Origin of the sequence: Caballeronia sp. LjRoot29 (assembly GCF_964252755.1) — a bacterium.
Taxonomy (GTDB): Bacteria; Pseudomonadota; Gammaproteobacteria; order Burkholderiales; family Burkholderiaceae; genus Caballeronia.
In genome coordinates, this window is record NZ_CAXUPU020000002.1 from 95769 (window position 1) to 117515 (window position 21747).

Annotated in this window: 18 protein-coding genes; 5 read left to right on the top strand and 13 right to left on the bottom strand. The window is 60.5% G+C overall.

Features of this window, described 5'->3' with window-relative positions; translation table 11 throughout:
- Positions 1–53 precede the first annotated feature (53 nt).
- The 7 genes from ACSQ83_RS02595 to phnS all read right to left on the bottom strand — a co-directional run bounded on the left by ACSQ83_RS02595 (position 54) and on the right by phnS (position 7437).
- Positions 54–617, bottom strand: coding sequence for a phosphonate degradation HD-domain oxygenase (locus tag ACSQ83_RS02595; RefSeq protein WP_414949253.1), 564 nt, complete (start codon positions 615–617; stop codon positions 54–56).
- 3 nt (positions 618–620) lie between these two features.
- A complete protein-coding gene (gene phnY / locus ACSQ83_RS02600) occupies positions 621–2075 on the bottom strand; it encodes a phosphonoacetaldehyde dehydrogenase (RefSeq protein ID WP_414949252.1) in 1455 nt (484 codons plus the stop codon).
- Positions 2072–3340 (bottom strand): phosphonoacetate hydrolase, encoded by a 1269-nt coding sequence (gene phnA, locus ACSQ83_RS02605; RefSeq protein WP_436227138.1) that lies wholly within the window; start codon positions 3338–3340, stop codon positions 2072–2074. Before phnA ends, phnY begins: the two co-directional genes overlap by 4 nt.
- Positions 3341–3490: 150 nt before the next feature.
- Positions 3491–4330, bottom strand: coding sequence for a 2-aminoethylphosphonate ABC transport system, membrane component PhnV (gene phnV, locus ACSQ83_RS02610; protein WP_414949248.1), 840 nt, complete (start codon positions 4328–4330; stop codon positions 3491–3493).
- On the bottom strand, positions 4320–5219 hold the full coding sequence (locus ACSQ83_RS02615) for a 2-aminoethylphosphonate ABC transporter permease subunit (protein WP_414949246.1): 900 nt from the start codon (positions 5217–5219) through the stop codon (positions 4320–4322). The genes phnV and ACSQ83_RS02615 overlap by 11 nt, the downstream gene beginning before the upstream one ends.
- Positions 5197–6285 carry a 2-aminoethylphosphonate ABC transport system ATP-binding subunit PhnT gene (gene phnT, locus ACSQ83_RS02620; RefSeq protein ID WP_414966800.1) on the bottom strand — a complete coding sequence of 363 codons (1089 nt, stop codon included), beginning with the start codon at positions 6283–6285 and terminating at the stop codon, positions 5197–5199. Before phnT ends, ACSQ83_RS02615 begins: the two co-directional genes overlap by 23 nt.
- Before the next feature lie 63 nt (positions 6286–6348).
- Complete coding sequence (phnS, locus tag ACSQ83_RS02625; protein WP_414949244.1) at positions 6349–7437, bottom strand: 2-aminoethylphosphonate ABC transporter substrate-binding protein; 1089 nt, start codon at positions 7435–7437, stop codon at positions 6349–6351.
- A gap of 329 nt (positions 7438–7766) precedes the next feature.
- Between phnS and ACSQ83_RS02630 the strand changes: the two genes are divergently transcribed.
- Positions 7767–8906, top strand: coding sequence for a 2-aminoethylphosphonate--pyruvate transaminase (locus ACSQ83_RS02630; RefSeq protein ID WP_414949243.1), 1140 nt, complete (start codon positions 7767–7769; stop codon positions 8904–8906).
- A gap of 32 nt (positions 8907–8938) precedes the next feature.
- On the opposite strand, the gene ACSQ83_RS02635 is transcribed toward ACSQ83_RS02630, so the two are convergent.
- Positions 8939–9694, bottom strand: coding sequence for a DeoR/GlpR family DNA-binding transcription regulator (locus ACSQ83_RS02635; protein ID WP_414949241.1), 756 nt, complete (start codon positions 9692–9694; stop codon positions 8939–8941).
- Between the two features lie 87 nt (positions 9695–9781).
- Between ACSQ83_RS02635 and ACSQ83_RS02640 the strand changes: the two genes are divergently transcribed.
- Both ACSQ83_RS02640 and ACSQ83_RS02645 read left to right on the top strand, forming a co-directional pair.
- Entirely contained in the window at positions 9782–10966 is a 1185-nt protein-coding gene (locus ACSQ83_RS02640; protein WP_436227284.1) for a TIGR03364 family FAD-dependent oxidoreductase, read from the top strand.
- A gap of 196 nt (positions 10967–11162) precedes the next feature.
- Complete coding sequence (locus ACSQ83_RS02645) at positions 11163–11351, top strand: hypothetical protein (protein ID WP_414949240.1); 189 nt, start codon at positions 11163–11165, stop codon at positions 11349–11351.
- Between the two features lie 17 nt (positions 11352–11368).
- On the opposite strand, the gene ACSQ83_RS02650 is transcribed toward ACSQ83_RS02645, so the two are convergent.
- Positions 11369–11884, bottom strand: coding sequence for a hypothetical protein (locus tag ACSQ83_RS02650; protein ID WP_414949239.1), 516 nt, complete (start codon positions 11882–11884; stop codon positions 11369–11371).
- A gap of 164 nt (positions 11885–12048) precedes the next feature.
- On the bottom strand, positions 12049–15540 hold the full coding sequence (locus tag ACSQ83_RS02655; protein WP_436227139.1) for an ATP-binding protein: 3492 nt from the start codon (positions 15538–15540) through the stop codon (positions 12049–12051).
- 474 nt (positions 15541–16014) lie between these two features.
- Here ACSQ83_RS02655 and ACSQ83_RS02660 point away from each other — a divergent pair, with 474 nt between their 5' ends.
- Entirely contained in the window at positions 16015–16338 is a 324-nt protein-coding gene (locus tag ACSQ83_RS02660; protein ID WP_414966802.1) for a DUF4148 domain-containing protein, read from the top strand.
- Positions 16339–16905: 567 nt separating this feature from the next.
- A complete protein-coding gene (locus ACSQ83_RS02665; protein WP_414949234.1) occupies positions 16906–17343 on the top strand; it encodes a PRC-barrel domain-containing protein in 438 nt (145 codons plus the stop codon).
- Between the two features lie 70 nt (positions 17344–17413).
- On the opposite strand, the gene ACSQ83_RS02670 is transcribed toward ACSQ83_RS02665, so the two are convergent.
- The 3 genes from ACSQ83_RS02670 to ACSQ83_RS02680 all read right to left on the bottom strand — a co-directional run bounded on the left by ACSQ83_RS02670 (position 17414) and on the right by ACSQ83_RS02680 (position 21711).
- Positions 17414–17716: a putative quinol monooxygenase gene (locus ACSQ83_RS02670; RefSeq protein ID WP_414949233.1), complete on the bottom strand. Its 303-nt coding sequence runs from the start codon at positions 17714–17716 to the stop codon at positions 17414–17416.
- A 67-nt stretch (positions 17717–17783) separates the two neighbouring features.
- On the bottom strand, positions 17784–19934 hold the full coding sequence (gene katE / locus ACSQ83_RS02675; RefSeq protein WP_414949232.1) for a catalase HPII: 2151 nt from the start codon (positions 19932–19934) through the stop codon (positions 17784–17786).
- Positions 19935–20073: 139 nt separating this feature from the next.
- Positions 20074–21711, bottom strand: coding sequence for a S10 family peptidase (locus ACSQ83_RS02680; protein WP_436227140.1), 1638 nt, complete (start codon positions 21709–21711; stop codon positions 20074–20076).
- Positions 21712–21747 lie beyond the last annotated feature (36 nt).

Genomic DNA, 21747 nt, shown 5'->3' on the forward strand with positions numbered 1-21747 from the left:
AGAATTGTTAAATTATTTTGGTTTCCTGATCATTTCCCCATTTGAACGCGCCTTTATGACGCGGCGTTGTGGCTGTCAGCCAGCCTTTCGATTAGCTGAATATAGTGATCGAGCGAGGGCGTAACGCGCTCGGGACTCTTTGCAAGATCATCCCAGCGGCGCAATGAAAGTGCTTCCTGCGCGAAGGGTTTGCGCATGAAATCATCCGATTCTTCCCGGCTGAAAATGCCTCCCTGCAATTTCAGGCTACGGACTGAATCGGCGGATAACGTCGAAAAATATTCGTCATCAATTGCACATAAACAGCGTTTTGCGTCCACATGCAGGCGGATCGGTTCGAGCACGGCATTACCGAACAACGGCCGCAGGAAGGGCAGCGCGAAATACTGGTGCAAGTCGTCAATGCCCCGCTCGCTTGGCGTCTCCCCCTGGAGGTTCAGCAAGTGTCCCAGGTCGTGCAAAAATGCCGCGCCAACGAGCGTTTCGTCTGCGCCCGCTTCCTCGGCCAGCGCCGCCGTCTGCAGTGCGTGCTGGAGTTGCGTGACCGGTTCACCGCTATAAGCAATGGCGCCGTAAGTGTCGAAGAGATGCCGGATATCAGTGAGCGTAAGCGCCATGATTCAAGCCCAGGGCAAAGAAAAAGTCTTGAGGTTTGTGAAGCTTTTCATCGCTTCCTGAACGCCTTCCTTGTAACCGAGACCCGAGTCCTTGATACCGCCGAACGGCGTCAACTCGATCCGGTAACCCGGCACTTCCCACACGTTGACAGTGCCCACGCGCAGTTCGTTCACAAAGCGCGTGATCAGGTCCGCGCGGTCCGTACACACGCCGGACGACAACCCGAACGCGGTGCCGTTGCTGATGCGGATGGCGTCATCGATGGTATCGAATTCGATGATCGGCGACACCGGCCCGAAGGTTTCCTCACGCACCAGCGTCATCGATGGATCGACGCGATCAAGCACCGTGGGCGAATACAGCGCGCCGTGGCGGTGATTGCCGCAGAGCAATCGCGCTCCATTCGATACCGCTTCGTTCACACGTGCTTCGAATGACCTGGCCGCGGTTTCGTCGATCACCGTGCCCATCTGGTTGGCGGGATCGAAGGGATCGCCGTAAGTCCACTCAAGCGTTTTTTCCACCACGAGTTCAGTGAACCGGGCGGCCACGCTCTTCTGCACCAGCATGCGCTTGACCGCCGTGCAGCGTTGTCCGGAGTTCTTGTACGAGCCCTGCACGGCAAGCGTTGCTGCACGTTCCAGGTCGGCGTCGTCCAGCACGATCAGCGGATCATTGCCGCCGAGTTCCAGGACCACGCGCCTGTACCCCGCCTTCGCCGCAATCGCCTTGCCAATCGCTACGCCGCCGGTAAAAGTGACGAGGTCGGCATAGCGGTTGGTGACGAGCTCTTCAGCGATCTCGCGCGGGTCGCCCGTTAAAACCTGCAGCATGGGTGCGGGCAAACCGGCTTCGGCCAAAATATCGGCGAGGTAATAAGCCGATAACGGCACCTTCTCCGATGGCTTCAGGATCACCCTATTATTCGTCGCAATAGCCGGCGCAAGCTTATGCGCGACTTGATTCATCGGATGATTAAAGGGTGTGATCGCGACGATCACACCGGCCAGCGGTTCACGCTGCGAAAACACGCGGCGGGCCTTGCCGTGCGGGGTCAGGTCGCAGGAAAAACTTTGGCCATCGTCGCGCAACGCTTCCATCGCGGCGAATTTGAACACGTCGGCCACGCGGCCAATTTCATAACGCGAGTCCTGTTTCGACAAACCCGATTCAAGTGAAATAAGATCCGACGCCTCTTCCGTGCGCTCACGCAGCAACGCAGCAGCGCGTTCGAGAATCTGCGAGCGTTCATAGCGCGTCAGCGTGGAGCGGTAATTCGCGGCGTACTCGAATGCGTCGCGCACGTCGTCGACGCTCGCCATTGGCACGGTGCCTATGCGTGTATTCGTGTACGGATCGAGAACATCGATAGTGCGAGCACGCGCCGCACGCTCGCCCTTCAGGCGCAGCGTTTCGACCCGTAGCGCATGTTGCTCAACCGCAAGAACGGCGCTCATGATGCAAGCTCCAGATGATTCAACGCGATGCTGAAGACATCGAAGTTGCGCAGGCGCTTCCCGTCACGCTTCGCCTCGAAACCATCGGTTGGACGATTGAACAACAAGGGTACTTCCTGCTCGGACACGCCGCCATGCGAGCGCAACGGTACGGTCAATCCTGACAGGTCGTGCTCCGCGCGCCGGGTGCCGAGGACCGTGTTGCGGCCGCTCACGACGACCAGATCTCCCACGCGATCATTCGGCAATTCGAAGCGCTCGCACGCGGCCTTGTTGTCGAGCACGATATCCACGCCCGGCAGTTCGGCAATGCGCGCTGCTAACGCTTTTGCATCGACGGAACCTGGCAGGTAGATAGTTGCGAACGAACCAAGCGCTCCGTGGTGGACTACGTAGGGATCGGTAATCGGCAGGATCACGCGCGCGTTCGGTGCGTCCAGCGTTTCGTCGAGCCAGTCTTGCAGATACACCACGTTCGGCTCGCCGGTCGTGACGTCGTGTTTAGCGTTCATGCCGTGGTCTGCGGTCAGCCCGATCACCGCGCCGAGTTCGTTGAGGCGCGCGAGGTAGCCGTCCATCATTGCGTAGAACGCGTTCGCGCCGTCCGTGCCGGGCGCGCATTTATGCTGCACGTAGTCCGTGGTCGACAGGTACATGAGGTCAATCTTGCGGGTTTCGGCAAGCCGTACGCCGGCCGCAAAAACGAACTCCGAAAGATCGGCGCTATAGACGTCCGGCACCGGCTTGCCGACCAGCTCAAGCACGTTTTCGATGCCGTTCTCCGCGAGCGTCACCGCGTCCGCTTTCTCCGCCGAGAAACAGATGCCGTCGAGTTGCCAGCCAAGCAACCGGCGCAGTTTGTCCTTCGCCGTGATCACCGCGACCTTATCGCCGCGTTGCGCCGCGGCCGCGAGGATCGTACCGGCGCGAAGATACGCCGGGTCGTTCATCATCACTTCGCCGCCCTTGCCGCCGTTCGCTTGCGGATCGAAGAAATAGTTGCCGCAAATGCCATGCACGGAAGGCGGAACACCCGTCACGATCGACAAGTTATTCGGGTTGGTGAACGATGGAATCACGCAGTCGGCGCGAAAGGCCGACCCGCCCCGCAGCATGGTGCCGATAAACGGCGCGACACCCGCTGCAACCGCCGCTTCCAGGTAATCGTATTCGCAGCCGTCGACGCAGACGACCACGGTCAGCGCGCGCGCCGGCCCATAAGCGCGGCCATTAACTTCCATAAGCATTTCGGTGGACGTGGACATGAGGTTCCTTCCCGTGATGAACCAGCGATTCTTCTAACCGTTGCGGTTAAAAACGCGATTCCATATTTTGATGCACAACGCCAATATTTGCCACATTTTTCGACATAAAAAAGTCCCGAAAAATGGGACTTTCAGCGGGACCGGCCTGGATCAGGCCATCCGCCGCCGTGGCACTTTTGCCGCGATCAGCAGCAATGCCGCGAGTGAAACGGCCAGCAAGATCAGCGAAAGTGCCGATGCCGGCAAGTAATAACCGCGATTCACCTGCCCGACCACCACGATCGGCACGGTGGCGAAACCCGGCGGATAAACGGTCAGCGTCGCGCCCAGTTCGCCGAGCGACAACGCGAATCCCAACGCAAGGCTCGCGCGGATCGCGGGGACAAGCTGCGGCAGGACAACGCGCGAGAGGACCATTGAAGGCGGCGCGCCGAGGCTTGCAGCGGCTTCTCGCAAGATGGTCAGTTCGGGGCGCAGCGCGGCGGCCGCGCATCGATAACAAAACGGCAGCACAAGCGCGAGCTGCACAAGCACGACGATTGCCGCCGACCCCGATATATCCAGCGGTTTCTTGTGATACGCAATCAACACGGCAAGGCCGAGCACGACGCTCGGCACGCCATTGGGCATCATCGCGATGGTGTCGACCCACGCGCCCACGCCGCGGCGGTCACGGCCTTCCAGCGCAAGCGCCAGCCACAGGCCGAGCACCGTACCCAACACTGCGACGCCGAAGCCGACTTCGAGGCTCGTGGTCAACGCATCGAGATCACTTCCGCCCAAACGTTCGAACCAGCGCATGCTGAAACCATCGGGGAAGATGGTTCCCGACCAGTGCGACGCCACGCTGGACAGCGCCACCACGATCACCGGCAGCACGAACAACCAGAAGCAGAGCAGTGCGGCAAAAACCGTAAATATCCACCCGCCGATCCGCTTCAGCGAATACGGCTTCGACGTGCTTGCGGGCAGCGTAAATTCAGTTGCCATTGCGGCCTCCCGTGCGTCGATTGACCCGTCTATACAGCGCGTACAACGAGAGTGACATCGCAAGCATCACGACCGCGCCGGCGGCGGCCGTCGGCAAGTCGAGATCGACCGTAGCCGAGCTATAAATGGCCATTGGCAAGGTAATCAGATGTGCGCTGCCGAGCACCAGCAGAATGCCGAATTCGTTGAGCGTCAGCAGAAAACAGAGGATTGTGCCTGCGGCAATACCGGGCCACGCGAGCGGCAAGATTACCTTGAACGCAACCATCCAGCCGTTCGCGCCAAGGCTCTTGGCGGCTTCGATCAAGCGCATGTCGAGCGTCGCGAACGACGCCAGCGTGGGCCGCACGACGAACGGCGCGTAGAACACGACCTCCGCGAGAATCACGCCGCCAATACCGAACAAGAAGTTGAGCGGCGGGTCCTGCGTGTTGAAAAGCCGCTGCAAGCCGATGCTCACCGACCCCTGCGAGCCATACAAAAAGATCAGCGTGAACGCCACCAGGAACGACGGGAACGCGACGAATAATTCGAGGAACCGCGTGACCAGTTTCGCGCCCGGGAATGGCTTGAAAAACAGCATGGCCGCGAGCAGCACGCCGAGCAATGAAGCGAGTGTCGCGCTGGCAAAGAGAATGCCCAGCGTTGTGCCAATCACCCCGCTAGTCTCAGGATTGCTGAAGAACGCGGTGTAGGCATGAAAGCTCATGCCATGCGCACCGCTCACGCTGAGGATCAGGAGTTGCAGCAGCGGATAGATGACCAGCGGGCCGAGTACGACCACGAGAATGAACCACAAATGCCACTGTGCCAGGCGTTCGCGACGCCGCTTGGCCGCGGTATGCGCAACGTCGTCGACTACGTGTTCACTCACTGATAAGGACGACATCGTCAACCTCGTGGCGTAGGGAAACGCGCGCGCCCTTCACGGGCATCGGGCCGTGGGCACGCTGCATGGTGACCAGCACGGGTTGATCGGGCAGCGCGTCTAGCATCACCGATACCGACAACGCCGCGCCGTACCACTCCACTGAAGCGATGGTGCCATGCAGTTGAGCATCGCCGAGCGGCACGATCTTGAGGCACTCGGGGCGCACGCACGCTACATGCTCGCGATCGTCGTGACGGGCATCGCCGATGGGAAACATGATCGATGGCGGCAACAAATTCGCCGCGCCAAGATAGCGCGCGACGAACGCGTCCTTCGGGTTGTCGTAGAGTTCGCGCGGCGTGCCGAGTTGCGCAATGCGGCCATCGCGCATCAGCAATGTGCGGTCGGAAAGCACTAGCGCGTCGTCCTGATCGTGCGTCACGCAGACAATAGTCAGGTTCGGCAAACGCTCATGCAACGCCTTGAGTTCGGTACGTACGGAGGCGCGCAGGTTGGCATCGAGTGCGGATAGTGGCTCGTCCAGCAGCAGCACATCCGGCTCGATCACCAGCGCGCGCGCCAACGCAACGCGCTGCTGCATGCCGCCCGACAGCTGCGCGGGCATCACATGCCCCGCGTCGCCGAGTTGCACGAGTTTGAGTGCATCGGCTACCCGCCGTGCGATCTCACCGGCTTTCAAGCGCCGCGCCCGCAAACCGAACGCGACATTGTCGTACACCGACAAATGCGGAAACAGCGCGTAACTCTGGAACAGCAAGCCGAGATTGCGCTTGAACGGCGGCACGTGCGTGAGGTCCCGCCCCGCCACCGTCAGCGTTCCCGCGAGCCCGTCCGCTTCAATAAAGCCTGCTATAAACCGCAGCAACGTGGTCTTGCCGCAGCCGCTACGGCCGAGCACGGTGAGCAATTCCCCGCGCTCGATAGTCAGCGACAGATCGTCGAGCACCGTGCGCGTGCCGAAGCGCACGCTCAAGCGGTCGATACGCACGCCGCCGTGCGCGTGCTGATTTGAATCCACGGCGGCAACTTCGCGAGCGGCCGGAGCCAGCGTCAAAGTGTTCACGGTTCGCATCCTTGAAAGGCTGGTGGAAACAGGACGAGCCCGAAGGTCTAAATTAGCAACGGCTTAAGACTTCGGCTTGACGACTTCGAGCTGTTTGTCCGAGTTGCCGATCACGTCGTTTTTCCAGCGCGTCGTCCATGCGGCCTTCTTCTCCATCACCTGGTTCCAGTCCACCGGAATCAGCTTCACGCCCGCGATCGCCTGCTTGACCGTTTCGCCATTCTTGCCTGCCAGCGGCACGTCGGTACGGCCCGGAATACCGTAGATATCCGGTACCTTCGCCTGCACTTCCTTCGACATCAGGTAGTCCACCAGCTTCTTGCCTTCAGCCTGGTTCGGGCCGCCCTTGATCAGGCCGATTGCGTAGGGCAACTGGAACGTCGTCGGTGCGTCGCCCGGCTTGGCCGAGAGGAAGACCGGCTTGAGCGAGAGGCCGCCGTTGGTCGAGTCGTCCAGGTCCATCTGCAAGTCGCCGTTGGCGAATGCGATCTCATTGCGCGAGAGCAGGACGTCGAGATAACCCGTGCCCTTGGTGTGGAATTTTGCGCTCTTTTCCAGATTCTTCAGGTAGTCGAACGCCTTGTCTTCGCCCATCAGTGCGCTCGTCAGGATGATCACGGCCATGCCGTCACCCGCGGTGGCCGGATTCGAATACGCAATCTTGCCGCTGAAGTCGGGATGCAGCAGATCAGCAAAGGTCTTCGGCGCGGTCTTCGTGATTTCCGGGTTGATCGCGAACGAGAAATAGTTGTTCACGAAGGTCGCCCAGGCGCCGTCCGGCGCTTTCGCGATCGCCGGCACGTTCGCGTAGTTGACGCTCTGGTAGGGCTGCAGCAAGCCGGCTTGCGACGCCTGCTGGATGAACGGCGGCAACGTGACGAGCACGTCCGCTTTCGGCGAATCCTTTTCCACCGTCGCGCGATTCACGACTTCCCCGCTACCCGCGATCACGATGTTGACCTTCACGCCTTCCTTCTTTTCAAAGGCCGGCAATACGTCCTTGTACAAGTTTTCCAGGCCGTCGGCGCTGTACAGCACGACTGCATCGGCGGCGAAAGCCGGCACGGTCACAACGCTCGCGAAAGCGGCAACGGCGAGTGCCGGCAACACGCGCTTTGCAAAACGGGATGCGGGGAAGCGATTTTTTGTCATGGTGCTTGTTTCTCCGGGAAGGCGGATACGACCAGATGGCGTGAGGTTAGATGCACGTTTTCTTGCACGTTTTTCTAAACATCGGTTCGACTCTTCTTTCGTCCGATGCGTCCGATGATTCATTGGTGCAGCGTTCCAGGATTTCAGTCCGCCGGCAACCCGAACGAAGGATCACAGAACTTCATGACAGCGACGTGACGATGCCACATTTTTCCAACAAAGACCACATTTCGCCAAAATTCCGACGTAGACTATTTCAGACCTGCCGCAGGAGACTTAAGCGTCGACCGAAGTCGACCAAGCCGTCGAAGCGGTGCCTGAAGCTATGAATGGAGGAAACCGTGATCAACGGAAGCGACCCGATTTTACTGACCCCCGGCCCACTGACTACATCGCCTGCCACCCGCCAGGCGATGCTGCGCGACTGGGGTTCCTGGGACGCAGCTTTCAACCGGATGACAAGCGATATCTGCCGCGACCTGCTTGCCATCGTGTCCGGTCAAAAAGATTTCGTGTGCGTCCCCATGCAAGGCAGCGGCACATTTTCGGTGGAAGCCGCGCTCGGTTCGCTCGTGCCGCGCGACGCCGTGGTGCTCGTGCCAAACAACGGCGCGTACTGCACGCGCTTACTGAAAATACTGGAGCGGCTGGGGTTGGCGTCGATCGAGTTGAAGTTTCGCGATGACGAACCGGCCAGCGTCGCGCGGATCGAGGAAGCATTTCGCCGCGAGCCGCGCATCACGCATGTGGCGCAGGTGCATCTGGAAACGAGCGCGGGCTTGCTGAACCCGCTCGATGAGATCGCGGCGTTGTGCAAGCAACATGGCAAGAGCCTGATCGTCGACGCAATGAGTTCGTTCGGCGCATTGCCTATCGATGTATCGAAGGGGGGAATCGATGCCGTGATTTCCGCCAGCGGCAAGTGTCTCGAAGGCGTTCCGGGGATGGGTTTCGTGATCGTACGGCGCGCGTTGCTGGAAGCGTCGGCGGGCATTTCGCGGTCTCTTGCGCTCGATCTCCACGATCAATACGCGTACATGCTGAAGACCACGCAATGGCGCTTTACGCCGCCAACGCATGTAGTCGCCGCGTTGCGCGCGGCGCTCGATCAGTTCATCGATGAAGGCGGTCAGCCGGCTCGCGGCGCGCGGTATAAACGCAATTGCGCCGCGTTGATCGACGGCATGGCGTCGCTCGGTTTCAAGCCGTTCCTGGACGCCGCGGTGCAAGCGCCCGTGATCGTCACATTCCATGCGCCGCGCGATCCGTCCTACGATTTCAAGCGCTTTTATGAAGCCGTCCGCGATGCGGGTTATGTGCTTTATCCCGGCAAGCTGACGGAGGTGGAGACGTTCCGCGTGGGGTGCATCGGGGCTATTGATGCGAACGAAATGTACAACGCGGTCGCGGCAATCGGGCGGGCGCTCGACGCGCTGAAAGTGGGCATGACGGACCTGACGCCAGCGTGACTTCACCGCGCGAACACGCACAGTGCCGGCTTTCAGGCGATCATCAATTCCGGCCCGCGCGCGGCGATGGCGCGGCGCATGGCTTTATCGGGCGCGACTTCCGTGATCACATAACGCGCCTTCTCGAAGTCGCGGATACGCACGGGCGTGACGTTGCCGAACTTCGAGTTGTCCGCAACGATAGCCGCTGCGCTCGCCGCCAAAATCATGCGGCTGCGTACTTCGGCGGCCAGGCGCGAGTAGTCGGTCAGGAAGCCTTCCGGCGTGATCGCGCCCGCGCCGACAAACGCAAAATCCACGTGGTACTGCGAGAGTTGCTGCACGGTGTCGAGCCCGAATACCGCGTCCTCATGGTCGGAGAGCTCACCGCCGAACAGCGTGACCTTGTTGTCGTTGCGGCGGCCGAGCAGCAGCGCGATGCGCCAGTCGTTGGTATAGACCACCAAGCGGTGCCGGTCACCCAGTGCACGCGCGACAGCTTGCGTCGTGCTGCCCGAGTCGATGATCACCGACGCACCGTCGGGGACGAGTTGGGCAGCACGCTCGCCGATCGCACGCTTCGCGGCGGCGTTCGCCGCTTCGCGCACATCGAGGTCGGGCTCGCGACGGTCATTGGACAGCGCGCCGCCGTGGGTGGTCGCGATCAGGCCGCGTTCGGCGAGTGCGTTGAGGTCGCGGCGGATGGTCTCGCGCGACACGTCGAGCGCACGCACGAGTTCGGCGACCGACAACGCGCCGTTTTTCGACAGCTCCGACAGGATGTATTGATGGCGTTGTTCGGCGAGCATCGAGTGCGGCCGGGCATGCCGGCAATGAATGAACAAGCAAAGGAATAACCACGGGACCGCGCGTATTGTAGTACGCGAAGGGCCGTCATACGGATGACCATGACAACAACACTCACTCCCCTTCATACCGATGTCGCGATTGTCGGCGCGGGCATTCTCGGGCTGGCGCATGCGTATGCGTTCGCCAAACGCGGCTTGCGCGTCACCGTATTCGAGCGCAGCGGCACGCCGGTTGGTGCGTCGATCAGAAATTTTGGCATGGTGCTGGTGACCGGCCAGCCGCCGGGCGCAATGCATGCGCTTGCGCAGGCATCGCGGAAAATATGGCTCGACTGGGCGGCCGGTGCGGCGTTGCATGTCCGGCGTTCGGGCTCGCTCATGTTTGCGCGCAGCGCGGCCGAAGTGCAGCTTATGGAAGCGTTCGCCGCAACCCGTGCCAAAGAAGCGGGTTACGACGCCGCGTTGCTTTCCCGCGCCGCGCTCGATGATCTCTACGATGGCCGCTTCCAGAAACATCGCGCGGCACTCCATGGGCACGCTGATTTGCAGGTGTTTTCGCGCGAAGCGGTGCCTGCGTTAATCAGTTACTTGCGGCTTGTGTTCAACGTGGATTTTCGCTTCGGGACGCTCGTGCAGGATGTAGATGGCGGGCGGATCGAGACGACAGCGGGTCAGTGGCGCGCGGAGCACGTGGTGGTTTGCGCGGGGCACGACTATTTGTCGTTGCTCGCGCCGCAAATCGCCGGGCTTGAGCCGCGCGTGTGCCGTTTGCAGATGCTGCGCGTACGGCCAACCACACCTTTCACCCTCGATCACGCGGTGCTGACCGGACTGAGCTGCCTGCATTACGGTGCGTTCTCGGACCTTCCCGAAGCCGCCGCGCTGCAGGCTGAAGTGGCAACGCGCGCACCCGAGTTGCTTGAGCACGGTATCCATCTGCTGGCGAGTCCGACGCCTCGAGGCGACCTGATCGTCGGCGATTCACACGATTATGGCGATGATCCGTCGCCCTTCAATGCGCAGGCTATCGATGACATCCTGCTCGGTCTGGCCGAGGACACGCTCGGCGGCACGCTGCGGGTCGTCGAGCGGTGGCAAGGCGTATATGGCGCGCGCACCGGGACGTCGGACGCACCGTTTTCTGTTCTGCGCGCCGCGCCCAATGTGACCGGTGTGTTCATGCATAGCGGCGTGGGCATGAGCGTCGGACCGGCGCTGGGTGAGCGCGTCGTCAGTCATTTGATCGACGGGGCAGCGCTGCCCACGGCGTGACAACTTGTCGCAGAGACGTGTCCGGGCGGTGCGAGGCCCCGGCATCAAGGGGCTTCCCTTGGGGGCTTCCCTACCCCTAAGCCACGTCATCTAACCAGCGGCAAGAGTCTGTTTCCTCGCTGCATGGCAATGAGGGCGCTCGCGCCCGGTAACATCGACGCCTGTTCTTTTATGCGACTGCGCTGGGTGTTCAACGATGAGCTACAAGAAAGGCATTGTCCTGGAGATTCAGTTTCCGCCCGAGCGGTTGAATGACGGGGCGGGAGACCCCTACTGGATCGACCTGACACTCGACGAAGCCCGCCGTCTCCACGACCAGCTTGCGAGACGTTTCGCAATCGATACGCAAGCCAACGAACCGCTAGACACCTTCACCATGGAGTGACTTGGGTCCCGGCGTTCTCACGACCCATTACAAGTAGGGCTCGACAAGTTGCGGAAACGGTTCGGCCAGTCGCCCGACATGGCCGCCTGTGCCGCTGCCAGCGGCATATCGCCCGTACACACGCAGCGCTTCAGAAACACCGCCAGCCGCTCCTTGCGGCGTTGCCCGGCACGCCCGTCCCAGCGGCGGATGTCGAGGTTCGCGGCGGCGGTCGGCGAACCGCCAAGCAGGATCGGCATGCGGTGATCGAGCGCATAGTCCGATGCAGTCTTCGGGTCCACATGGCGCTGAGTCAGCAGTTGTTCCTTCTGGTGCTGCAGGGTGTCGAAGGGCGGCAAGACATCGTCGGCATAACCGGGGCGGCAGATCGTGTCCACAATGGTCGTCTGGGTCACGCGCGGATCAAGCAGCTCGGCTTTTTGCGCGTGCGCCGGCATACCACCGGCGGACAGCGCGAGCAGGAACCAGACAGTGGCAACGCGCCGGCGACCATGGCGGCGGTAACGATGATGCGGAGAAAACCTTCTATTCATTCGGCGATCGGGCCGCGCCGGAGACGCGACGGCCATATGTCGGAGCGAGAGGAGGGGCTAATTAAAACACATGCGCGTTCCCGGAACGGAATCGTCATTAATCACGGCGGTGCAATGACCCGTGCGGTCGACGCCAGTCGATGGCTTGGCGGCTATCTGCGTGCTTAGGCAGTGTGCTGCTCGAGCGCCGTCTTGAGCGCGATTGCTTCATCGACGAAATACGCATAGGCCGCGCGGATTGCCGCGGTGTCGTAGCCTTGTCCTGGCTTGAGCGCGCATGCACGCTGCAGGCTCAGGCAGGCGTCGGAGAAAGACGTGGCGCCGATCACGAACGCCGCTCCCTTCATCCGATGCGCCAGTTCGAGCAGACGATGGAAATCGCCCGATGCGAACGCCCTGCCCGCTTCCTCCAGATCCTGGCGGTTCGCCGACAGCATTGCATCGATCAGGGCAGCGGCTTGATCACCGAAGCCGTTGACCTGGTCTGCGTCGAAACGCGGGGCCGTGGACGGAGGAGCCGAGTCTGGTTCAGCAACTGCGGGTTGAGCCGGTTCAGACGCTGTGTCCGAGGCGCTATCGGATGTGGTGTCTAGTTGCCCCGGAGAGGAAAGGGACATGCTGTATGCGGCTGAAACGGCCCTGCAGACCGCTCTGTTCGCCGGGAAGTTTTGAGTGGGGCCATAGGTATCGGAATGAACATGGCCTGGCGCGAGGGATCTCGCAGAACCAATCGATGCGGTCGACACATGCATGGGTGATGCACCCACAACGCGATCGAAGAAGGCTCTGCTCGGCGCCGCGGCCTTCGACTCTCGCTCATCGCGTATGGCAAGCACCAGCGCGCGGCCCAGCGCGTCGAGCCCAAGAGGCTTGACGAGGCACAACGTCATGCCGGCGTCGAGCGCTTGAGTAACCGCCTCGGGTTGAGCATTCGCGGTCACGCCGATGATGGGTGTCGGCTTTGGCCTGGCGTTCCTACGCGTCAACGTTGGCATCGGTTCACGCTCGAGTTCACGCTCACGAATTGCGCGCGCGAGATCCTCGCCGCTCATCGTGGGCATCGAACAATCGGTCAGGATCAAGTCGAACGAAGTGCTCTCCTGCCGCCGCCGCTCCCAGCGCGCAAAAGCATCTACACCGTCATTCGCGGTTTCAATCACGCAGCCAAGCGTTTTCAACTGGCTCGCCAGCAGGATGCGATTGGCGGGATGATCGTCGACAACGAGTACATGCAGACCGAGCAAGTCATGTGTATCGAGAGCAAGCGTGAGTGCTGGCGCTGCCGTGTTCAACGGCGGGCGGGCTACAGGAAACCGTACCCGCGCGGTAAAGCGGCTTCCCTGTCCAGGCTTGCTGGACAATCGGATCGTGCCACCCATCATGGTCATCAAGCGGCGGCAGATGGTGAGGCCCAAACCGGTGCCGCCAAAACGGCCGGGCCGCTCTTGTCGCGCCTGCGCGAAGGGCGCGAACAGCAACGCTTGCTGATCCGCCGCGATACCGATGCCGGTGTCGGAGACCGCCATTAAGAGTTCGCGATGCGCGCCAGCATTGCCTTGCTTCACGGCCCCGATCGCATACTCGAGCGTCACGTGTCCCGCATCCGTAAACTTGATCGCATTCGACAACAGGTTGCCCAGCACCTGCCGCAGGCGCAGCGCGTCGGCCATCACCCAAACGTGCTCGTGCTCCTGACGGCCACGCGCGCGCACCACGAGCGCGACGCCTTTGCTGCGCGCCGCCGGCTCATAGATCGCCGCCACGCCTTTCACCCACTCAGCAAATTCCAGCGGCGCCGACGTCAACACCAGACGCTCTGCTTCGATCTTCGCCATGTCGAGAATATCGTCGATCATTCCAAGCAGGTCATGCGCCGCCTGATGTGCCGTCCCGAGCGCCCGCTGCGTCGATGCGCGGTCCCCCGGGCTGCGCAATTCGAGTTCGAGAAGTCCGAGCACGGCATTCATCGGCGTGCGGATTTCGTGGCTCATGGCAGCGAGGAAGATCGACTTCGCGCGGTTCGCAGTTTCGGCTTCTTCCTTGGCCGCGCGCATCGCCTGTTCGGCCGCACGCCGGCGTGCGATCTGCGCTTTCAACGACACGCCCCAGCCGATCAGCAATGCCAGCAGGGCCGCCCCCAGCAGCGCCCCAAAAATGACTTGCGGACGACGCCGCTCCCACTGGCTATCCGGGTGCTCGACCAGCATCCAGCGGCGGCGGATCGCGTCGAGCTCTGTCGGCTGCATGTGTTCGATCGCGCGGTTCATGATTTCCAGCAGCATCGGCTGATCACGCGCGATGAGAAAACCGTGCTGCACAGGCTGATCCGAAAACGCGCCCGTGATGACGAGCTTGTTGCGATACGGATTGCCGACTGCATAGTTGGCGAAGGTCAGGTCGATGATGGTGGCATCGGCCTGGCCGTTCACCACGGCGTCGAACTGGCCATTGATCGGCGATGTCTCGACAATACGCACCGAAGGCATGCGCTCGCGCAACATGCTCATGAGCGCATGATTACGCCACAGCGCAACGCGTTTGCCCGCCAGCGCATGCGCGTCGCGCAGCGGCTCCGCTCCCGTGCGCGTCAGGATCACAAGCACGCCTTCGCCATACGGTTTGCTGGGCGCGAACTGCGGCGGAATGTCGCCGGCGCTCAGCCCGTAGGCGATCAGGCTCGCGCGGCCATCGCTCAGGTCATCGGTCACACGCTCTGTCGAACTGCGCAGGCGGCCTTCGAAGTTAAGGCCCGTGAGCGCGCCAATGGCGCCAAGCATATCGACCGCCAGACCCGCGGGCTTACCGCTTGCATCGCGGAATGTCATGGGCGCAGCGTCTGCATACATGGAGTAGTCGATCACCGGATGCGCGGTGATCCACGCTCGTTGCGCATCGCTCAACATAAGTGGCCGGTTGAACGTCACCGCGGCGGCGGCAGACCACCGCGCCCGCACCTCCAGCAGAAAGCGCGGCGGCAGCGCGGCGAGCGCCGCATCCACACGTTGACGCTGCAAGTCACCGGCCGAGTCGGCGGCGAAGGCGAAGCTGTAGCCGGCTTCGTCGAATGCGGCAAAGCCCGGGATGGTGAGGCTCACCAGGTCCAGATGATCGATCGTGTAACCCGTCGTGGCGAGGTCTCCTACAAACGCGTCCGCGTCGCCGAGTGACACAGCCAGCAGCGCACTCAGCGTGTCGCGATAGCCCACGGCGCGCAGCGCGGGATAAGCATCGCGTAGCCGTTGCGCCGACGTTTGCTGCTCGACATAAGCAACACGTCCTGTACGACGGCCCTCGATGCGCCGTTCAACGAAGACTTGCTTGGTCACAACATAAGGCCGGCTATAACGCAGCGCCGGTCCTGCGTCATTGCCGGTCGCACTGGTCGCGGCATCGATCCGATGATGGCGCAGCGCGTCCATCATGGCGGGACGGTCAGGAAAGGTCCGCCATTCAAGCGGCCTTTGCAACGCAATGGCCACGCGTTGCGCGAAATCGGCAGAGACACCGCGAACGCGCAAAGCGGAATCATCTGGATCGTTCATTTCCATTGGCGGCAACGCGCCCGGAACCGCGCCCACGATAAACGGCCTGGGCGTTGCGGCATTGACTGCAATGGACAGTGCCAGCGGGCACGCGAAGACGATTACCTGATGCAACGCCGTGATGCTACGTGTCGCGATGTGAGTCCTTGCGTGTGTTCTTGCGTGTGTCCTTAGCCAACTCATAACGTGATTGCCTGCGCACGACGCTAGACGTGTTCTTGAAAGGAGCGCCAGTGTCGCAAATACCAGCAACCACGCCAATTGGCGATTTGAAACGATCAGTCTGCCTAAATGAAACAGTCACGTTGACAAGCTAGCGATCAGGCTAACGTTCACGCTGGTGATTGCTAGCGTTGAGTCGCTGACAGAACCGTAAGCCTGGTCATTAACCGTGCGGTTAATTTGTCAGCATTCGCACCGCTCCAGTGCATTTATCGATTCATTATTGCAAGACACACAAAACTATTTCGACAGATACACAGCTAATGCATCAACACTTACTTACCTACACTTCATTGTTGAGATTGTTCAGCATGACCTCATTGGTCCTGGAACGAACTCGACACACACAAGAGAGGAGATTCCATCATGTTCAAGTCACTGGTTCCCGCAATCGTGCTTGCTTCCGCGCTAGGCGCACCGGCATTCGCTTATGCGCAAGACGCGGACTCGGTAAGCCGCGCTTCAGTCAAGGCCGATCTTGTTCGGATGGAGCAGTCCGGCTATAACGTAGAAGGCGATCACGCCACCTACCCGGCGCAGTCCCAGGCAGCGGAGCAACGCGTGCAAGCGAACAGCGGAGTCGTGGCAACGTCGTACGGTTCACCGACCGATAGTTCGTATGCCGCCGGCGCGCGCAGTACTCCAATGGCGCAACCTGCATCGACACGTTCGGTGTATTTCGGGCATTGAACGCCGGCACCAATGATCCGAGTGCCTCAGAGAAAAATTAACGCGTTAGTTAAATTGCATTGATGAAAGGAGCCGCTACATAGCGGCTCTTTTTGTTTCGGTCTCACCAGCAGCACTTCATGAATAAATCGGCATACCGCCGCGCCCGTCTCAGCCCATCCCTCGAAGCATCCGCTAGCTGTTCCCTGACAGAAACTTATTTCGCCGCTAACATTCGGCAAGGTTCTGTTGCCGTGTCCAATCAGCTCGCTTATTGCGAAACCAGACACATCAGTGTCACATCGCTTGAGGGGCTATCCGGGCTACGCAATATTCGACCTGATCGACGTAAGCATGCTCGTTCGCTTCCCCATGTATTTTGTATCGCCCGTATCAAGCCGTCTTTTCATTTAGTTGTGGCTTAAGTCTTCGCTATTAGTAAAACGCTCCACCCGTGACCATCCGCTATCAACTTTCAGTCGATGGTATTTCCGGCGGGCAGCGCAGGTATGTCTTTCGGTCTTCCTGACTAAAGCCATGCATGCACGCACCGCCTGCCTGCTCATTCACTCGCGCAAGAGGACACACATGAAGACGAAACTCATCGCAGCGCTACTTGCAGCAGCGCTCGCTCAAGTCGCCCTTCCTTCGCAGGCGCAAGTTGCCGGCTCGCAGACGCTCGGCATCAGCGTGGAGGAATCCACAGCCATCCTCGGCGGCTGGAGTGTCAAGAAATCCATCCTTAACAAGCCGGTTGTCAATGAGAACGGCGACCGGGTCGGCGTGATCCACGACATCATCGTGGCGCCGGACAAGGCGGTGTCGTTTGCGATTGTCGCGGCCAGCCAGTTCGCCGGCGTCTCGCATCACGACGTCGCCATTCCTATCGAGCAACTCGATATAGTCGGCGGCAAGATCGTATTGGCTGGAGCGACGAAGGCAGCAATCAAGGCGCTGCCGGAGTTTGAATACGCGAAGATGCCCGCAACGCCGAAGCCGCGCGCGGATTTCAACGATCATCATTGATGAGATGAAAGTTTGCTGCGGCACTCGACGCCGCAGCAAACCGTTCACGTGCCGTGTGAACCGGGCGAGTTCAGCCCGGCAGCTTGGAGGCCAGTACATCGACTTTCATGATCTGCGGCGGCGAGGCGAACAAATCGCCCGCCTTCGCCATCAGCGCCTCGGCCACCTTGCCGGACAGATGTGCATCGCGGCCGGCTTCATCGGGGAAGGCATCGAAGATGCCAAACGTGCTTGCACTCAGCTGCAGCGCGAACCACGCGGTCGTCGCAGGCTCTTGCTCGACTAGCGCAAGGCCGCCAAGCAGGAACGCCTCGACCTCTTTCTCCTTGCCGGGTTTTGCTTCTAACCGGACCCACAATGCTGTCTTGACCATGTCATCCTCCGCGGATTCCTGTTGCACACCATGACGGGCAACGCCCGTGTCACCCCCGTGCCACCCATTACGCCGGCACGCTCTCCGCCTTCTCAGCCCGCGCCCATACGCGATGTTTCGACATCGCCGCGATAAACGCCTTCATCACCTTCTTAGTGTCGCTGCCTACGCTGATGCCTTCGTCACCAGTTGGCAGATGCGCGGCCGCCAGCACGTCCTCGCCGTCGCCCACCGCGCCAATCGCCTTCAGATGCTTGAACGATTCCAATACGTAGTGCCGGGCATCGCCGGATTCAGACAGGAGCTTCGCACTCGCCGCGCCGCCTGCTACCACCACGCCGTCGAACATGATCGATGGCAACGCGAGAATGGTGGCATCGACTTCCACGCCGTCGCCCAAGGTGCCTAGCTGCGGCGCGATCACCTTCGCATGTGCACCTTCGGCCGCCAGCGCGTCCTTGATCGCCTTGATGCTGGCGATATCCGCACCCTTCGCGGCAAGGATGGCGACCTTGCGCGTCTTCACCGACGGTTTGGCCTTCGCGACAAGGCTCAACGCCGGCGACGCAGCCAGCGACGACTTGCCCAATTCCGCCGCGCCGGCGCTCGCTTTCGGCGCCGGCAAGCCGAGGTTATCGGCAACACGCGCACAGAGTTCGCTGTCGATATTCGCCAGGATCCCCAATTGCCGCTCGCGGATAAACTTGCGCTCGACCTTGCTGAGCTCGAACGAATACGCGCCCACGATGTGATCCTTTTCCGGCTTCGTCATGCTGTTCCAGAACAGCGTGGCTTGCGAATAATGATCGGCGAAGGACTCGCTGCGCTGACGGATCTTCACGGCATCCACGCGTTCCGGATAGGTCTCGAAACCACCGCCAATTGCCGCTGGTTCGGTTTCCTTTGGCCAGCCGCTATCGATGGAATTAGGTTCATACGAAGCCTGTCCGCGATTCACCGTCATCCGGTGTTTCGCGTCGCGCTGGTTGTTGTGCATCGGCGCAATGGTGCGGTTAATGGGGATCTCGTGGAAATTCGGACCACCGAGGCGGCTGATCTGCGTGTCCGTGTACGAGAACAAACGGCCTTGAAGCAGCGGATCGTTCGAGAAGTCGATACCCGGCACAATATGCCCCGGACAAAATGCCACCTGTTCCGTTTCCGCGAAAAAATTATCCGGATTGCGGTTCAGCGTGAGCTTGCCGAGCATGGTGATCGGCACGGTTTCCTCGGGAATGATCTTGGTCGGATCGAGCAGATCGAAGTCGAACGAGTGTTCGTCGTCCTCTTCCACAATCTGCACGCCCAGCTCCCATTCCGGGTAGTCGCCCATGTCGATCGCTTCCCACAAATCGCGCCGATGAAAATCCGCATCCTTGCCGGCCAGCTTCTGCGCTTCGTCCCACAAGAGCGAAGCCGAACCAATGGTCGGGCGCCAGTGGAATTTCACGAACCTCCCCTTGCCCTCTGCATTCACCAGACGAAACGTATGGATACCGAACCCTTCCATCGTGCGCAGGCTGCGCGGGATCGCGCGGTCGGACATGGTCCACAGCACCATGTGCGCGGACTCCGGCACAAGCGAGACGAAGTCCCAGAATGTGTCGTGCGCCGAGCCGCCCTGCGGCATTTCGTTATGCGGTTCAGGTTTGACTGCATGAACGAAATCGGGGAACTTGATCGCGTCCTGAATGAAGAAGACAGGCATGTTGTTGCCGACCAGGTCGAAGTTGCCTTCGTCGGTGTAGAACTTGACGGCGAAACCACGCACGTCGCGCACGGTGTCTGCCGATCCACGTGAACCTTGCACCGTCGAGAATCGTACGTACACCGGCGTTTCTTTATTCGGGTCCAGCAAGAAAGCCGCTTTCGTCAGGTCCGTATGCGCCTTGTACGGCTTGAACACGCCATGCGCGGCCGAACCGCGTGCATGCACGATACGCTCCGGAATCCGCTCGTGGTCGAAGTGCGTGATTTTTTCACGCATGATGAAATCTTCGAGCAGCGAGGGGCCGCGAGGACCGGCTTTGAGCGTGTTTTGATTATCGGAAACCTTGACGCCCTGGTTGGTCGTCAGCGCTTGATTCGTCGCGTCCGAGCGGAACTGCTCAAGACTGTCGAGCTTGGGGTTGGTATTGTTTTGTGACGGTGTGCGCGCAACTGCGCTGGTGTTGTTCGACGGCGCGGCGGCGCCCGCATTCTTCTTCGAGGTCGGCATTGGGGAAACTCCAGAGTGCAGTTGAAGTGGCGCATTTCACATACGCTCGTTCGTCCGTTCGCAACTTGTGTTCCCGCCAATGCCGTGCCTGAAAACGTACCTGAAGACGTCCTTCAGACCCTCGCTAAATCGTTGCTCGCTACCTTGCTGCGATCTTGCGTTGCTGCAATGCGCGAATCCGGCCCATGGCTTCGTGGTCGGTAGTCGCTGCCTGATACATCTTCGCGAGATCCGCCTTCAATTGCGTGCGCGAACCGCCGTCGAGATAAATCATGTGGCCCGACGGATAGAAGTTCGCCGTCAGATTTTCCCGGACGGTTTTATCGATGAGCGGCATTTCCTGCAGGTCGATGATCGTCTGGTAGAACGGCGTCACGAAGTCGTAGAAACCATTCGCTGACAACACCTTCAAATCAATATTCAGTGCCATCACCGCAGCCAGATCGCCGGCCGTGTAGAGAATGATGTTGCCCTGCGCGTCCATCCCTTTCTCGGCGCCGGTCGGATCCTTGTGATGAAAATCCCAGTTGGCAAAAGCCTGGTCGTTGAGGTCCGTGAACGAAGACGTGGACGTGAACTTCAATTTCTCGTTCAGGTACTCGTTCCACATCGCCGTGTACACGCCTGTCACCGCGGTCATGGTGGGATCGTTGCCGCCGGAGTTCGGATCGATCTTGCCCGCAATCCCCGTTGAAATAGCCGTCACGCGACCATCGTAGGAACCTAGCGCCTCGCCTTTTGACTTCAGCAGCGTGGTGAGAAAGAGCGAGTTGCCGCGGCTGTCGTAGGACGCCACGTCGAGACTCCATGCAATCAGCGTAGCTTTGTCGATGCCCGTGTATTCGGACAGCTTCTCCACGGTGTCGTTGTCCGTCTGCGGGAATTTTCGCAGTGCCGCAATGTAATCCGTCCGCGAGAATTGCGCGACTTCCTCGGCGAACGTCAGCAGATCCGTGGGCCGCGGATGCACACCCAGCTTTTTATGAAACCAGGCATCGGCGGCGGCGGTCGGCAACGCGCCCACCGGATTGCCGGATTGCGTGTAGTCGAGAATCGATGACTGCAGCGTGATGCCGTTCAGGTCCACGCCGTCTTCATGCAAGAGGTACGCGAGCACACAACTGCGCGCCGTGCCGTACGACTCGCCATATAGAAATTTCGGCGAATTCCAGCGATTGTTTTTTGTCAGGAAGCGCTTGATGAATTGCTTGAGAGAATTCGCGTCCTGATCGACGCCCCAGAAATCGCGATTCTTGTTCGGTGCAATGGCCGCCGAATATCCGGTGCCAACCGGGTTGATGAAAACCAGGTCGCTCTTGTCGAGCAAGCTGTCCGGGTTGTCCTCCATCTGGTAGGGCGCGGGCGGCGTGAACGCAGGCGTGGAGGTCTTGATGCGTTGCGGCGCGAAGGACCCTAGCAGCACGAATACCGACGACGACCCCGGTCCGCCGTTATAGAAAAACGTGACCGGGCGCGATTCTTCGGTCTGGTTATCCTGCGTAAATGCAACGTAGAACAACTTGGCGTCCGGCTTGGAACTGCTTGGATCGACGATCACAAGATGCCCGGCCGTTGCCGTGTAATCGATCGTCTTGCCGCCTATGACGGCCGAGTGATGCGTAATGGCGGCGCTTTCATCGGTCTGGGTCGCATCGATGGAATCATCGGGACCGTTGCCGTAAGCGGTGGGATCGAAGTAAGGCTGATCCGCCCCGGATGAAGGCGGAGTTGAAGAGGGGGTTGAAGACTTTTTCGCCGCTGAACTGGAGTTCGTCATGATTGCTCCTTTGCCGGTGTTGTTGGAGTTCTTGCC

Coding starts and splice junctions, on each gene's coding strand:
- ACSQ83_RS02635 (WP_414949241.1), bottom strand. CDS start 9,694: ATGCTCGCCGAACAACGCCATCAATACATCCTGTCGGAGCTGTCGAAA.
- ACSQ83_RS02660 (WP_414966802.1), top strand. CDS start 16,015: ATGTTCAAGTCACTGGTTCCCGCAATCGTGCTTGCTTCCGCGCTAGGC.
- phnS (WP_414949244.1), bottom strand. CDS start 7,437: ATGACAAAAAATCGCTTCCCCGCATCCCGTTTTGCAAAGCGCGTGTTG.
- ACSQ83_RS02650 (WP_414949239.1), bottom strand. CDS start 11,884: ATGAATAGAAGGTTTTCTCCGCATCATCGTTACCGCCGCCATGGTCGC.
- ACSQ83_RS02645 (WP_414949240.1), top strand. CDS start 11,163: ATGAGCTACAAGAAAGGCATTGTCCTGGAGATTCAGTTTCCGCCCGAG.
- phnY (WP_414949252.1), bottom strand. CDS start 2,075: ATGAGCGCCGTTCTTGCGGTTGAGCAACATGCGCTACGGGTCGAAACG.
- phnV (WP_414949248.1), bottom strand. CDS start 4,330: ATGGCAACTGAATTTACGCTGCCCGCAAGCACGTCGAAGCCGTATTCG.
- ACSQ83_RS02615 (WP_414949246.1), bottom strand. CDS start 5,219: ATGTCGTCCTTATCAGTGAGTGAACACGTAGTCGACGACGTTGCGCAT.
- ACSQ83_RS02595 (WP_414949253.1), bottom strand. CDS start 617: ATGGCGCTTACGCTCACTGATATCCGGCATCTCTTCGACACTTACGGC.
- ACSQ83_RS02670 (WP_414949233.1), bottom strand. CDS start 17,716: ATGGTCAAGACAGCATTGTGGGTCCGGTTAGAAGCAAAACCCGGCAAG.
- ACSQ83_RS02630 (WP_414949243.1), top strand. CDS start 7,767: ATGGAGGAAACCGTGATCAACGGAAGCGACCCGATTTTACTGACCCCC.
- katE (WP_414949232.1), bottom strand. CDS start 19,934: ATGCCGACCTCGAAGAAGAATGCGGGCGCCGCCGCGCCGTCGAACAAC.
- phnA (WP_436227138.1), bottom strand. CDS start 3,340: ATGTCCACGTCCACCGAAATGCTTATGGAAGTTAATGGCCGCGCTTAT.
- ACSQ83_RS02680 (WP_436227140.1), bottom strand. CDS start 21,711: ATGACGAACTCCAGTTCAGCGGCGAAAAAGTCTTCAACCCCCTCTTCA.
- ACSQ83_RS02665 (WP_414949234.1), top strand. CDS start 16,906: ATGAAGACGAAACTCATCGCAGCGCTACTTGCAGCAGCGCTCGCTCAA.